11 protein-coding genes are annotated in these 15582 nt (G+C 37.0%); 5 read left to right on the top strand and 6 right to left on the bottom strand.

Annotated elements, in window-relative coordinates; genetic code table 11:
• Positions 1-28 precede the first annotated feature (28 nt).
• Together ILA26_RS06450 and ILA26_RS06445 are read left to right on the top strand one after the other, a co-directional pair.
• Entirely contained in the window at positions 29-1360 is a 1332-nt protein-coding gene (locus ILA26_RS06450) for an FAD-dependent oxidoreductase (protein WP_292895526.1), read from the top strand.
• 25 nt (positions 1361-1385) lie between these two features.
• Entirely contained in the window at positions 1386-2369 is a 984-nt protein-coding gene (locus ILA26_RS06445; protein WP_292895524.1) for an Mrp/NBP35 family ATP-binding protein, read from the top strand.
• On the opposite strand, the gene ILA26_RS06440 is transcribed toward ILA26_RS06445, so the two are convergent.
• The gene (locus ILA26_RS06440; protein ID WP_292895522.1) at positions 2361-2756 is read right to left on the bottom strand and encodes a hypothetical protein; all 396 of its coding nucleotides are present in this window, start codon (positions 2754-2756) and stop codon (positions 2361-2363) included. The genes ILA26_RS06445 and ILA26_RS06440 overlap by 9 nt on opposite strands.
• 35 nt (positions 2757-2791) lie before the next feature.
• Positions 2792-3709: a peptide-methionine (S)-S-oxide reductase MsrA gene (gene msrA / locus ILA26_RS06435; protein WP_366514886.1), complete on the bottom strand. Its 918-nt coding sequence runs from the start codon at positions 3707-3709 to the stop codon at positions 2792-2794.
• A 56-nt stretch (positions 3710-3765) separates the two neighbouring features.
• Between msrA and ILA26_RS06430 the strand changes: the two genes are divergently transcribed.
• Both ILA26_RS06430 and ILA26_RS06425 read left to right on the top strand, forming a co-directional pair.
• A complete protein-coding gene (locus ILA26_RS06430) occupies positions 3766-3960 on the top strand; it encodes a hypothetical protein (RefSeq protein WP_292895518.1) in 195 nt (64 codons plus the stop codon).
• 39 nt (positions 3961-3999) lie between these two features.
• Positions 4000-4245, top strand: coding sequence for a hypothetical protein (locus ILA26_RS06425; protein ID WP_292895516.1), 246 nt, complete (start codon positions 4000-4002; stop codon positions 4243-4245).
• On the opposite strand, the gene ILA26_RS06420 is transcribed toward ILA26_RS06425, so the two are convergent.
• The 4 genes from ILA26_RS06420 to ILA26_RS06405 all read right to left on the bottom strand — a co-directional run bounded on the left by ILA26_RS06420 (position 4234) and on the right by ILA26_RS06405 (position 6568).
• Positions 4234-4500 carry a hypothetical protein gene (locus tag ILA26_RS06420; protein ID WP_292895514.1) on the bottom strand — a complete coding sequence of 89 codons (267 nt, stop codon included), beginning with the start codon at positions 4498-4500 and terminating at the stop codon, positions 4234-4236. The genes ILA26_RS06425 and ILA26_RS06420 overlap by 12 nt on opposite strands.
• Complete coding sequence (locus ILA26_RS06415; protein ID WP_292895512.1) at positions 4500-4943, bottom strand: hypothetical protein; 444 nt, start codon at positions 4941-4943, stop codon at positions 4500-4502. The genes ILA26_RS06420 and ILA26_RS06415 overlap by 1 nt, the downstream gene beginning before the upstream one ends.
• A 2-nt stretch (positions 4944-4945) precedes the next feature.
• Entirely contained in the window at positions 4946-5434 is a 489-nt protein-coding gene (locus ILA26_RS06410; RefSeq protein WP_292895510.1) for a hypothetical protein, read from the bottom strand.
• 189 nt (positions 5435-5623) lie between these two features.
• Positions 5624-6568: a ketopantoate reductase family protein gene (locus tag ILA26_RS06405; protein WP_292895508.1), complete on the bottom strand. Its 945-nt coding sequence runs from the start codon at positions 6566-6568 to the stop codon at positions 5624-5626.
• A gap of 205 nt (positions 6569-6773) precedes the next feature.
• Between ILA26_RS06405 and ILA26_RS06400 the strand changes: the two genes are divergently transcribed.
• Complete coding sequence (locus tag ILA26_RS06400) at positions 6774-15581, top strand: right-handed parallel beta-helix repeat-containing protein (protein WP_292895506.1); 8808 nt, start codon at positions 6774-6776, stop codon at positions 15579-15581.
• Position 15582: the final 1 nt, after the last annotated feature.

Raw genomic sequence — 15582 nt, 5'->3', positions numbered from 1 at the left:
TGTATAAATCTTATATGGTTTTGTTAAAATGAAGGTAGTAATTGTAGGTGGAGGAGCTGGAGGAATATCCACAGCTTCCAATATTCGTAAACTTGATAAAGACATAGAAATAACAGTTCTCACAAGAGACAACAAGGTTGCATACTCCCCATGTGCTATCCCTTACGTATTGTCCGGTACAATCGAATCATTCGATGACATTGTGATGAGAACCCCTGAAGACTATAAGAAAAAAGACATTGATGTAATCACCGAATCTGAAGTGACTGCAGTCGACAGCGACAAGAAAACTGTAACTTACGTTAAGGGCGGCAAGGAAACAGTCATGAATTATGATAAACTTGTTCTTGCAACCGGTGGAAATCCATTCGTTCCTCCAATGCAAGGTGTCGACTTGGATGGAGTGTTTAGAATACGCAACATCGATGACGGTATCAAAGTGCAGGAAGCCATGAAAGAAGCAAAAAGCGCTATCGTCACAGGTGCCGGTTTAATCGGTATTGAAATTGCATTCGCTCTTAAAAAACAAGGTTTGGATGTTATCCTAAGTGAAATGTTGCCTCAAATCGTTCCGAGATCATTGGATAAGGACATGTCCGATATTCTTGTGAAATACCTTGAAATGGAAGGCATCAAGGTGGTCTTAGGAAAACCTATCACCAAGTTAATAGGTGACGGAAAGGTTGAAAAGGCATGCTTCGGTGATGAAGAAATCTATGACGCTGACATGGTAATCATGGCAACTGGAGTAAGGGCAGAGCTTGAACTGGCTCAAATGGCAGGATGTGAAATCGGAAGATGGGCTATCCTTGTAAATGACAGAATGGAAACCTCAGTAGAAGACGTTTATGCTGTGGGAGACTGTGTAGAGTCAAAAGACTTGATTTTAGGTTCAAACACCATTTCACAATTAGGTACCACTGCAGTGCGTGAGTCAAAAACATTGGCACGTACAATCTGCGGCAAAAAATCCAAATTCAACCCAGTATTGAACTCAATGGTTTCAAAAGTGGGCAAATTGGAATTCGGTGCTGTAGGTTACACCACAAGTTTCGCTCAACAGAACAGAATCAGACCTGTTGTGCAAAAGGTTCAGGCACTTACAAGAGCACGTTACTATCCTAACGCAAAACCAATGGATATCAAAGTTATTTGTGATGGAAACGGAACCATTATTGGATGCCAAATCATAGCAGAGGAAAGGGTAGCTGAAAGAATCGATACAATGACATTGGCTATTACCGAAGGATTGACCTGCTTTGACTTAAGCAACATGGAATTTGCTTATGCGCCGCCGGTATCAATGGTTACAGACCCATTAATCCTTGCTGTAGAGGAAGTCAGCAAAAAATTCAGTTAAATATTATTAAGGAGGAGAGATAATTATGCCAGAACATGGACACGGTCACGGTCATGGCCATCATGGTCACGGGGGTCAGATGACTCCTGAACAACAAAGACAAATGATTGAACAGGACTTAAGATTGGCTAGAAACTTAGGTCAAATCAAGCACAAAATCGTTGTAATGAGTGGAAAAGGAGGAGTTGGAAAATCTACCGTAGCTGCTAACATTGCAGAAACATTACAGGCTATGGGATACAAGACTGGTATCCTGGATGCGGATATTCACGGTCCGAACATACCTAAGATGTTAGGTATCGAAATGCTTGAAGAGGAATTCAACCAATACCAATTCGATGCATTCAAAAACATCGTTGAGGAAGGATTGGACACAAGCTTGCCTGAAGAGGAACAGCGCCAGTTCATTGAAGCCAAGAAAAAGGAATATCAACATTCAATCTTTCCGGTTGAAACCCCAACAGGATTGAAAGTAATGTCAATGGCATTCTTGATTGATAGCCTCGACAGGCCAATAATCTGGAGAGGACCTCAAAAAACCGGTGCAATCAAACAGCTAGTTTCCGATGCACATTGGGGAAACCTTGACTTCTTGGTAATTGACAACCCGCCTGGAACAGGGGACGAACCTTTAACAGTTCTTCAAACCATTCCTGAAGCTGACTTGGTATTGATGGTTACCACACCTAACGTAGTATCACAGGAAGATGTGCTCAAGTGTGTGAAAATGGTTGAGATGATGAACATCAAAAACATAGGCCTCATTGAAAACATGGCTTACTACATCTGTCCACACTGTAATGAGAAATTAAACATTTTCGGTGAAGGTAACGGTGAAAAATTCGCAGAAGAAATGGAAATTACCTACTTAGGTGACTTGCCTATTGAGGAAAACGTTTCTGATGCTCCTAACAAACAAGGAACCATTTCCGTATTGGACCCTTCCGATGAAGTATCCAAAAGGTTCAAGGAAATAGTTGAAGACATAAAAAAAGAATTCTTAGAGTAAGCTAGTGTTAATTATATAGCTTACACTACTAATGTTTACAAGATATCCTAAAAATTTAGGATCTTCTTTTAATTTTTTAAAATAATCTATTTTTTCAATAATATACTCTTTATTCTCGTCCATCACGTTCAAAGAGAAGTATTGCATTCCCAATGTGTATTCGCGCTCATCAGTAAATATCGGCACGATATACTCATCATGATTGCCGTAAGGAATTTTAACAGGTTCGCCATCTTCAACAGAGATGATCATTGGATTTTCTTCAAGATACGCTTTCATGTCCTGCTCAATTTTTTGGAGAGCCTCTTCATTGCCGTTCTCACCTTGCATGTAGGCAAGATTTATCATGTTTTTAAGTTCAGGGTGTTTTATTTCTTCTAGTTTCATTGAAGTAATATTTATTTTTATTAGTATTTAATAATTTAATCATTCATTTTTTTCAAATAGTCCTCAACTTCATCCTTAGGTATGAATTTCAATGCCGCTGAATTGATGCAGTACCTTTTGGAGCCGCCTGGTCCATCATGAAATACATGGCCCAAATGGGAGTTTGCCTTTTTGCTTCTCACTTCTATGCGTGTTGTCCCATGTGAAAAGTCCCTGTTTTTTGTTATTACATCTTCACTTATTGGTTTTGAAAATGCGGGCCATCCGCATCCTGAGTCGAACTTGTCATCTGAAGAGAACAAAACTTCGCCATCTACAACATCCACATATAGGCCATCCTCAAAAAAGTCATCATACTTGCCACTGAATGGTGGTTCTGTCATAGAAAGCTGTGTTATTTCATACTCTTCTTTGGTCAAGTGGTTGAATTCTTCATCGTCTATTAAATTTAAATCAACATGACAGTACCCCTGCGGATTCTTCTCCAGATATTTCTGGTGGTAATCCTCTGCAGGGTAGAAACTGTAGATTTCATGGGTCTCGACAACAATCCTTTTTGAAACCGATTTCTGTTTTGCCCTTAAAAAATTGATGACAACCTTTTTATCAGCAGGATTCTGCCAATAGATTCCTGTGCGGTACTGTGTGCCGATGTCTGCCCACTGGCGGTTTTTGGTGTAGGGGTCAATAATCTTAAAGAAATTTTCCAATATCTCCTCGAGAGATATGATTTCGGGGTTGAATGTCACCTTAACGGTTTCTGCATGCATTGTCTTCCCGCTGCATACCTTCTCATAGGTTGGAGCCAAATCATTGCCGTTTGCATAGCCTACTTCAGTATTGTTCACTCCTTTCAATCTTGAAATGAATGCTTCAACGCCCCAAAAGCACCCTCCTGCAAGATAGATTACACTTTGTCTTGAAAACATATTTAATAATTTGTTCTTTAACATAAAACTATTTTTATTATAAAAATCATAGATTATATTATATACTGGAGGAAATTTTAATGTTTTACAGTACTATAATGAAAATCGATTCAATTGACAGACTAAGAGATATTAGAGATGCATTACTTGTAGAACAAGGTATTAATCCTACTCGTCAAGGAGAACAAGCTATTAAAGTTGTTGTTGAAAGAATTGACGAAATTCAAGCTACTTTAGATAAATCCGCTACCAAAAATTTAAACAGAAGAAGATAAGTGATTTTTGTGATAAGAAGAGTAGCATCATATAGACGATTGCTCAGAAAGAGAATGTATAAAGCACCACATTCCAGACATAGGGTTTCTAAATACTATCGTGAGAACAAAAGCCTGGCAAAGCCTCATCAGGAGAAGTTCAAGGATCAAAACGGTCCTAACATAAAGCCTAGAAGAAGACCAAAAAGAGAGGTAATCAAAGGGTTTAAAATGTCTTACAGGTACAGATATTATCAAAATCATGATAATGAAGAAGAAACAGATGAAGAAGAATTAGATGAGTAATTCTTCTTTAGTTATTATTTTATTTTCTGAATGAATATTTAAAATCAGGCCGTTGAACGCATCATCATTTTTAGCTAATTCTTCAAACAGTTCATCGGAAACCTCTGTAGGTTTATAATCGACCAGTTCCAAATATTCAAAACCTTTTTTGTATTCATCAATGTCTGAAAAGACAATAATTTTAAAGTCATCGAGACTACCTGTTACAAGAAAGTCCTTTTCATGATCTTCACCAATGGTAGGGCAGATATACATCAGAAATCACCGTTCCTGTCCATGTTGAAGTTCTGTGAATGTGGATTTATAACAAATCCTTGGAAATATTCGTCCTCTTCAGCCTTTTTTGCAATGTCTTCAGGTGAGATGACTTTCATTTCAAGCTTGTCCAAGAACAGTTTGGATATCTTGGCACTGCCGACGGCATATTCACGAATGTCAGTGAAAATTGGTATGATATATTCCTTGCTTGTTTCTGTAATTGTTAATTTCACAGGCTTTTCGACCTCGTCGACGAGTGTAAAGTATATTTCAGTAGGATATGTGTCTTTAATGTTTTTCTTTACTGCTTCAAGTTCAATAGCATCCTCGCTTTTAAGCTTTTTTGCCATGTCTGCATATATCTGAATATACTCTTTTAGTTGGCTTTTTGAAGCCTTAACATTATTCTTTTCGTAATCTTGGTAGTCTTCAATTTTCATGTCTACTCACAACAGTCGTGAACGTCTTCGCTTCCAATAACAAAATCCCATTGTGGAGCATTGATTGCAAGACCAATGAAATCTTCATCTTCAGCATAGTCAGCAATGATTTCATTACCTAATTTTTTATCGCAGGTGAACTCGTTTTCTTCGAATTGTTCTTTGAAAAGTTCAATAGCTTCGTTTGCTTCTTCTTCATCGGTGTATACAGGAATTACAAACTCTTCGTTTTCGTCATCCTCTTCGCTGATGATTAATGCAACTACTTCTTTTTCTTCACTTTTTGCATTTGAAACGATGATGAATTCTTCATTGAATACGCTGTGTTCGATCTCGTGGTAAATTTCACCTAATTCATCGATCTGTTCTTGGTTGTCTTCTTCAAAACTTTCAGGAAGTTCTTCTGCGTTTTCCAATTCTTTTTCGATTTTTTCATTTAAATTATCGTCAAGTTCTATAAATTTTTCTACTAATTGTTTAAGTTCGCTCATAATATCACTTAATAAATTTTATAAAAATAAGTTTTTAAAAACAAATGAACATTCTCTTCCTAAACACCACTAAAGGAATACAAGCGAATGCTCATTTCAACCATCACCATTGTTCATATTATAAAAAAATAGTACATAACAATATGAACAATATTATTTATATTCTCAACATATATAAAGTTTTAGTTTCTAAAAGGTTATTTCAATAGCTTTAATGAGGTTATATATTATTTTATTGGTACTTACGTCAATATTATTGGCCTCACCTAGTTGGATTACTTTCCCGTTTAATGAGTCAATCTCTGTTTTGATTTTCCTTTGAATGTCCTGATGTGTTGAGGAGTAATGATTATAGGTGTCTGGAACAAGCTTTGAATAGAAAAGGTCCTTGTATTCATCTGCATTGTCCCAAAGGGTTTCGTATGGGCTTGCTTTTATGACCTCAAAAATCTCATCAATTATGCTGTTCATGATATCCAAGGTGTATTGGCTTTCTGTGAGTTCGCCGTATGTGACATCCAAAATAGCTCCCAGGGGGTTCAGTGTGCAGTTGTAAAGCATTTTCGCCCAGAGGTGCTTGTCCACTTCATCAGTTATTTCGCATTTGATTCCGGATGATGTAATCATGTCTGCAATTTCCTTCAATTGTGAGGGATCTTCATTTTGAAGGGACCCGATTAATATGGGTTCGGTATAGACTGTCACTTCGCTTATGTGCCTTTCAGGTCTTGCAAATCCTGTAATTACTCTTGCTGTGAACACCTGCTTTTTGGTGAAGTATCTTAAATATGGCTCGTCGTTTCCAAATCCGTTCTGGAAAACTATGATTTTTCCATTGTCCTTTAAGATGTCCTTGTGATCATTGAGATTGTCTGAAATATCGTAGTTTCCTGTTGTCTTTGATGTTATGAAGATGTAGTCAAAGTTGTCTCGAGGTATTTCAGTGTAATCCTCATATACTTGGACATTATCTATTTTATAGTTTTCAAAGAGTCCTGTTCTTTCGATTCCGTTTTCCCTTATTGCATTTGCTGTCTTGCCACGTGCATATATTGAAACGTTGGCTCCCTGTGATGCAACTGATGTTGCAAGTCCTATTCCAACCGCTCCTGCACCAATCACTAGGATATTCATGATGATGATTTTGTTTTTACTGTGTAATAAATTATTATTCATTTTTATTTTATTTTTTTATCAAATGTAATTTAAATATATTTTATTTTTATTCAAATAAATTTTAAATTTTATATACTATTTATTATTATAAATATTACTGTAAAGTTGAAACAATTTAAATTTTAATTAACTTTATGATAAATAAATTTAACGACGTGGTTGAATGAAGATAAGTAAAAGTCTTTTAATTAGTGTGCTTTTGGTCTTGGTGATGCTATGCATCATTGGAACCGCAAGCGCAGCTGAACCACTTAACGGAAACTTAACTACAACAGATTCTGGGGGAGATATTGACGAAGTGGTCAATGAGGACCTCAGCATCTCGGATAGTCAGGACAAGTTAAGTGCTGCGGGAGACACTATCACTGTGGATGCAGGAGGTAGTGGAGATTATCAAACAATTTCCGATGCTGTTGGCGCCGCCAGCGGTGGGGAAACTATTTTTATAAAGAATGGTGAATATAAAGAAACCAAAAAGATTGACATCGGTACAAAGCAATTGACTTTTACCGGTGAAAGCGCTGATGGGGTAATCATTACCTCCGGCGATAATGACTTGTTTTACACAACCGGATCTGGTTCCTGTTCATTGGTTTTCAACAATTTGATTTTTAAAGACATTTCAATGACTGGTGCTAGGGTTCCTATATTCATTGGAGGAAATGACAATGTCAATATAACCAATTGTGTCTTTGACAATTGTGCTTCAAGATATGGTGCATTGCGTATCTTTACATCTGGAAACGTGGTTGTCGACCAATGTAAGTTTTTAGGCACAAAATCATCAACTGGTTCATATTCCAGTGCAATTGACTTTGGAGGTAGTGGAGAAACTGAATACGTATTGAAGAATTCCATAATTGACAATTCTGGAATATCCGATGCAAGCACTGCATCTTATATATTGGGTGCAATATACATCGAGAAATCTGCAGGAACTACAATATTGGATAATGTAACTATTAGTAATTTCCAGGGAAACGGTAAAGGAAGAGCACTTATTACAGCTAAAGGAAACACTGAAATAAAAAATTCAAAAATTATAAATAATCAACTTAGTGAATCTTTGGCTTATAATGCTTTATTCTTCATTAATACAGGTGGTAAAACCGTAACTATAGAGACAAGCATGATTGCTAACAATTCCGAACCGAATTATATTGTAGCATCTAATTCTGCAACTTCATCTTTCAATTTGAATTACAATAACATCCAGAATAACACTGTCAAATTGGGAGTTAATCATCTATCTTCAGGTTCATACACTTTGGATGCAAACTACTGGGGTAGCAATGCATTGCCTGATGGTGTAACCGCTTCCACATGGATTGTGGAAAACAACGGCGCTTATGAATTGAACACCGGTGAAGTAATCGATGTGACAATTCCTGGATTGAACGACGGCCCTGAACCTACATATCCTGAAGGAACAATTTACGTTTCAAAAGAGGGTAATGATGAAAATAACGGTTCTGAAGACAGTCCTGTTTTAACTATTGCTAAAGGTATGGAGCTTGCAAATGCCGGATCTGGCTTTTTGGTAATCAAGGAAGGTAAATATCTAGAAAGCAACATTGCACTCAACAACACCAAACCTATTACAATCACTGGTGAAGGCAATGTTGAAATTGACGGTCAGGCCAGCACAACTAGCATCTTTGTGATGGATGGTGGTGAGGCAAGCTTCACTAACATCAAGTTTACCAACAACAAACCTAAATACGGCGGAGCAATTAACCTCGGTTCAAATGAGGTCATCGCTGTATTGATTGACAACTGTACCTTTGCAGACATCAACTCCACATCTAGGGGTGGAGCTATCTACGGTGCAACTGTCAAAGGTAAATTGACTGTTAAAAATTCAAACTTCTACAATATCGACAGCGGATCATGGGGAGCAATCACAATCGCAACATCTTCCCAAGCAGACGGTTTGACTGTGGATATCAGTGGATCCAATTTCGAAAACAATAAGGCAAATAATGGTGCCGCATTATATTTAAGAGCTGCAAACGTAAATATTGTTGATTCAACATTTGTAAACAACACCGCTGCAAATGCACCTGGTGCAATCTATCTTTATAATGCAACAGCAACCATAGACAACTGTATAATTTCAAACAACACTGCTGGAGCAAAAGGGGTGGCTATAAGTACAACTCCTGTATCTGGTTCTGTTACAAAATTGACAATAACCAATTCAATTATTGAGAACAACAACGGAAACGGCCAAGTATTGCCTGCAATCTATGCGGACATGAACATGATTGACATTTCATACTCCTCATTGATTAATGAATTGTCCATTGAAACCCGTACCGCTACAGGTTACGATGCAGTTTACGGTCAAGGTGTTGTTATTGCAAACAACAACTGGTGGGGAGTAAACGACCCTGCTGACAAGGTAACCGGTAAAAACATCACTGTGGACTCTTGGGTAATCATGAATGTTGAAGCAAATGCAACCGAAGTGCTTCCTGGAGATGAAGTTAAATTAACCATTGACTTTAATCATGTAAACACAACTTCAGGAGAAGTTCAGGAATTGACTGGTGGAGAAATCCCAATCGATTCATACACCGTAAAATTAACTTCCCAAAACGGTACTTTCTCACAAGATGAAGTTGTCGTTAAAAAAGGCATGTCACAAAATGTCATATTCACATCAAGTGACAGCACTGCTCTAATCACTGCAACTTCCGGAGATGCAACTGTCGATATAATATTGGCAAAAGGCGTTGAACCTTACTACGGAGTTATCTACGTATCAACCGAAGGTAACGACAACAATAACGGTTCTGAAGAAGCTCCTGTTTCAAGCATTGCAAAAGCTATTGAACTTGCATCCATCAATGGAGGGTCAGGAGAAATAATCGTAAATGCAGGTACCTACACCGGTGCAAATTATGAAGTTACCAAGGATTTAACCATTACTGGTGTTGGGGATGTTGTACTCAATGCTGAAGGACAAGGCAAATTATTCAATGTTGCATATTCCGCTAACGTGGCTAAATTGTCATTAGCTAATTTAACATTGACTGGTGGAAATGCAAATTATGGTAGTGTAATTTACAGCTACGCAAAAGAATTGATTTTGGAAAATGTTAATGTAATCAACAATCCAACTTCCGGAAACCTCATCACAAACAACGGTAAATTGACCGTAAGCAAATCCAAATTTGCAAATAACACTTGTGGAGATGTTATAAAAAGTTCCGGCAACTATGACATTACAATTACAGATTCCACATTTGAAAACAATACCGTAACAGACTCTACATCTGATTATGGAATCTTATACATTTCATCAGGTAAAGGCAATTTGATTGTTGAAAACTCAAAATTCATCAACAATATTGCAAGACAAGGTATATTGATTGGCGCATCAGATACAATCATTGATGTAAAAGGTTCCGAATTCATCAACAACACAAACACTGTTTCTTACGGTGGAGCTATTCGTGCAAGTTCCAAATTGACAGTTACTGAATCCAAATTCATTAACAACCAAGCGTTAAGAGATGGTGGTGCTATCTATGTAGGTTTCCGTGGAGATGCGACTGTAACCAAATCAGTATTCATCAACAACACAGTAACCAGCAGCGGATATCATGGTGATGCAATTTACAACGGAAACAAACTTTTTGTAAACTACTGTGTATTACTCACCAACGGTACTAAATACCTCATTTACAATGACGGTGAAGACAATGTTGTCAACGCTCAATACAACTGGTGGGGAACCAATGATAATCCTAAATCATTGAATGGCGTTGGAAGCTATGAAGATGATTGGGGTGATGATATGGACTGTGCTGAAGTTGACTCATCAAATTGGGTTGTAATGACTGTATCAAACAATATAACTGGTGATTTAGATGTTGGAGATAAAGTAGAATTTACTGTAGACTTTACCCATGATGTAAACAAACAAGCATTGGCAGATTCAATTCCTGAAGTTGATGTAGAAGCTAGTGCAGTTTACGGTGAATTGAACAAAGATAAAGCAACAACCGAAAATAACGTTGCTAAATTTGTATTCACAGCTACCGATGGTGGAGTAAACAATGTAACAATCACATCTTCTGATGCTGTAAATACAACTGCTTTAAATGTGAAAGAGCCTATAGTATTGGAAGTAATTTATGTATCCATGTCCGGTGATGACAACAACATTGGATCTAGAGATGCGCCTGTAGCTACCATTAAACATGCTATGGAAATTGCTGAGAAAGGCAAAATTGTAATATTGAATGGTAATTATGTAATTACTGAAACATTGGTTGTTAATAAAGATTTAGATATTTCTGGTCAAGGAACTGTAGTTATTAATGGTAATGAATTAAGAATTATCGAAAACACTGCAAACCTTAATTTAACCAATATTGTATTTACAAATGCAAAATCAAGTGTTGCTTCAGTACTTTCAGATGACGGAAATACTATCATTACCAATTGTAGTTTCTATTCAAACAAAGCTACCTCTACTTCTGGAGGTAACCTTATTAACAATAAAAAAGGAACAATGGTAATCGATAACTGTGACTTCTCTGAAAATGTTGCTTCAAGAGGAGTTATTGGTTCACAATCTGGAACCGAATTATTAATTAATAATTCTGAATTCATTGGAAATGACATGACTTCCTTAGCAACTACATATGGTATTATTTATTCAACTTCTGCAGACACTGTAGTTGAAAACACTGTATTCAGAAATAACAAGGCTAAAATCGGTGGAGCAATATACGCCACCAGAGCTACCTCTTCAACTACTGGAACTTTGGAAATAAATAACTGTACATTTGACAACAATACTGCTTTACAAGGTCAAGGTGGAGCGATATTTGCTGGAAGAACTCCAACAACAATCAAGGATTCCACATTCACCAACAACCAGGCTATCAGTGGTTCATATGCTAAAGGTCAAGGTGGAGCAATTTATCAGACTATTGATGATACAAAATCAACAATGAGCATTGACAACTGTGTATTCGTAAACAACACAGCTGGTGATACAGGTTCTGCAATTTATGTAAATACCGATCAGGGAACATTTGACATTGCAAATTCAGTCATCATCAACAAAGAAGGTGACGACAGTTATGCAATAGACAAAAAGGATAAGGCAACCACTGTCATTACTGCTGACAACAACTACTGGGGTAATAATACAAAAGCTAACGTTGACATTAGTGAAGACAGTAAAATTACCTTGGATGTGACTGTTGAACCTAAAGATGCAGTTGCAGGTGATGAAATTACAATCACTGCAGTATTCTCAAGTGAAATTCCTGACGGTGTGGAAGTAGGATTCACTTCAGACTCAGGTAAATTAAATGAGGTTGTTTTAAGCAAAGGTAAAGAAATCACATTCAAATACACTGTAGATGAAGCTGATAAAGAAATCCTTGTTTCATTAGCTGGCGTTCCTCAATTCACCTTGCTCATCAGTGAAATTCCAGATGTAATCTATGTATCTCCTGAAGGTGACGATGCAAACGATGGATCTATGGAAAATCCTGTAAAAACATTGGCACATGCAATTGAAATCGCTAAAAAAGGTCAAATCGTTCTTTCAGAAGGCACCTATAAAACCGGTGATTTGGGAATCATTTCCAAAGACTTAAACATTACCGGTGAAGGAAAAGTTGTAATCGATGCGGATAACAGCAACAGAATCCTTTATGTCGGTGAAGATGCAAAAGTTGTTCTTAAAAACCTAATCATGATTAACGGTTTCAAAGCTGATGAAAGTGGTGCATTATTAGGAAACTCAAACTATTTAACCTTAATTAACTGTACATTAGCTAATTCCACAGCTGGTGAATTTAATGGTGGAGCAATTTACAATGTAGGTTATTTAACAGTAATTAACTCAACTATTGCAAACAACACTGCTAAACTTGGTGGAGCAATTTACTCTGGAAATAGTCTTGCTAAAGGAGCAACAATTGTCATTGAAAATTCTGTAATTGAAAACAACATTGCTAATGGTAACGACAACAATGGTGGTGGAGCTATTTTCGCTCAACAAATTGCAGGAATGACCATTGACAACACTACCTTCAAGGACAATAAGGCATTGACCACTTCAAGCGGAGGAGCCATATTCGTTTCACACTCCGAAGCTGAAATGAAAATCACAAACTCTGAATTCATTGCAAACCATGCTAACGGTAAAGAAGGCACCGGTGGTGGAGCTATTTACATGGCTGGAACATCAAACTATGAAAGAAAAGGTAAATTAACCATTTCAGATACATTATTTGAAAACAACACTGCTGATGCAAACGGTGGAGCAATATACGCAAGAGCTACTACAGTCAATGTTGAAAAATCAGTGTTCATCAACAATGCAGATGAAAACGGCATTGCAGTTTACGGATATAAAACAGAACAAACTTCCCCTTCAATGACTGCCAATAAGAATTGGTGGGGAACCAATGATGATCCAAAAGAATTCATTGGAGGTAACAGCAATTACAAGCCTACCATGAACAATTGGGCTGTCTTAACAATAACCAACGACACTGAAATCAAGGACGGAAACACTGTTAAATTGACTGTTACAATCGACAGCTACACTGACGGTGAAACCGTGACCAAATTGGACTCACCAATCAAAGTGTCCATGCCAGTCACCATCTCCACAAACAAGGGAGATATTGAAGGTGTGTTAACTGATGGTGAATTCACTTACGATTTAGATGCAACAGGCATCAAGTTCATTTCCGCTAATGTTGGTGGCGTTGAAGAAGTTTTATTTGCAAATACTGTGGATACAACTATCTCTATTGAAGATGTCACTGCTTCAAAAGGTGATGAGATCGAATATACCGTAACAGTAACATCAGCTGACGGAACAGTTGTCAACAAGGGTATTGTTGAGTTATACTTCGACAGTGAACTTGTTAAAACAATGGATGTCATTGATGGCGTTGCTAAAGATAAAGTATTCATAACCAAAGAGCCTGGTAAATACAATATAACCGCTAAATATATTGATGAAACCGCTCAATTTGCAAACAGTGAGGAAAACAAGACCTTAACAGTATCTGGAATAAACAATATAGTTACACCTGAAAACTTCCATAATTTCTTTGATGAAAACGGAGTTTTAAAAGAGGATGTTCCATTTGATGAAATCATATTTAAAGGAACCTTCGACAACCTTGGTGTAATCACAATTAATGATGAAATCAAATTGACAGGTGACGGCGCAGTATTCAACAACGCTTCATTCAAACTCAATGGAGACAATATTGAATTATCCAATGTGGCTATCGTATTGGATAAAAACTTTGCTGAAACCGACGGTGCTGCAGTTTATGTAGGTGGAGACAACGTTGTTCTTTCAAACAACAACATCACATACAATGCTCCAGACAACGTTCAAAGCTATGCGATTTCTGTAGACGTTGCGGATGATGTAAAAATCATTAACAACAACATCAACTACTCAGCTAAATCAGACGGCAACGTTAAAACAATCGCTATCAATGCAGTTGACTCAGACAATCTTGTTGTTGAAGACAACGTATTAAATGCAAACATTCCATCTGTAGACATTGATTATTCCGCTTTCCCAACTATAGAATACAACTCCCAAGGAGTTCACATTGAAAACAGCGACAACGTATCATTCAATAAGAATGACATAACTGTCAACTATAATGATGCAACAGGTTATGATGACACCATCTATGCAGTACACTTTGACAACAGCGACGATTCAAGAATCACAAACAATGCAATTGAATTGAACGGTCATAAACATGCATACGGATTAGTTACCAATGATTGTGAAAACATCACAATTTCCGGAAACGACATCAAATCCAATTCCGATGATCATTATGCTGCTGGTCTTCAAGTTGGCGGAGAATCAACTGCTGTTGTGGACAACAACAACATTTCCGCAAAAGCAAAAGATGTCACATATCCAGTATACCTTGATGACTGGGAAAATGACGGTGAAGTGAACCTCACCAACAACCACATCAAAGGTGAATCCGATACTGTATATGGCGTATATGTTGAAGAAAACAAGACATTAATTGCTGGAAACACAATAGATGCTGAAGGAAACCATGTTTATGGTGTTGTAACTCACCAAACTGATGCTGTGATTGATTCAAACAACATCACTGCAAATGGTAAGGATGTTGGAGATATTGTATCACCTCAAAGTGGTGTGGATGAGAATACCACAGGAATAATCGTCAGTGAAGGTAGTGCTGAGATTACAAACAATAATGTTGTAACTACTGGAAAATCCACTATTGCGGCTATAAATACCAATGCAACTATTAAAAACAATGGATTGACTGCTAATGGAACAACTGCGGATAAAAGTATTAAAAACATCAACTCCAATGTTGTTACAGAAGGCAACACTGCTGCTTATGAAAAATCTGAAAACACTACTCCTGCTAAAAAGCCTGTGATCAAAATCACCGCTAAAAACAATGCAAAAGTTGACTATGGTTTCGGATACAAGGTACGTGTAACTCAAGACGGAAAATCCGTAGGTGCCGGTAAGGTTGTAACTCTTAAGATAGCTGGAAAAACATTAAAAGCAAAAACCGATAAGAACGGTTATGCTACTTTCAATTTAGCAGTTAAACCTAAAGCATATGCTGTTACTGTAACCTACAACAAGGTTTCACAAAAGTATAAGGTAACTGTTAAAAATGTTATTAAAGCTAAAAAATTGAAAGTTAAAAAATCAGCTAAGAAACTTAAGGTTAAAGTGACTTTAAAAACATCTGCTAAAAAGCCAATTGCTGGTAAAAAGGTCATTCTTAAAATTAAAAGTAAAAAACTTAAAGCAAAAACCAACAAGAAAGGTGTTGCTAAGTTTAAAGTTAAAAAGAATGTTCTTAAAAAACTCAAAGCAGGTAAAAAATACAAATATAAAGTCATCTACGGAAAAGACAAAGTGAAAAAGACTTTAAAAGTTAAAAAATAGG

Origin of the sequence: Methanobrevibacter sp., from assembly GCF_017940815.1 — an archaeon.
In the GTDB taxonomy this organism is placed as follows: Archaea; Methanobacteriota; Methanobacteria; order Methanobacteriales; family Methanobacteriaceae; genus Methanocatella.
This window is presented reverse-complemented; position numbering and strand designations above follow the sequence as displayed.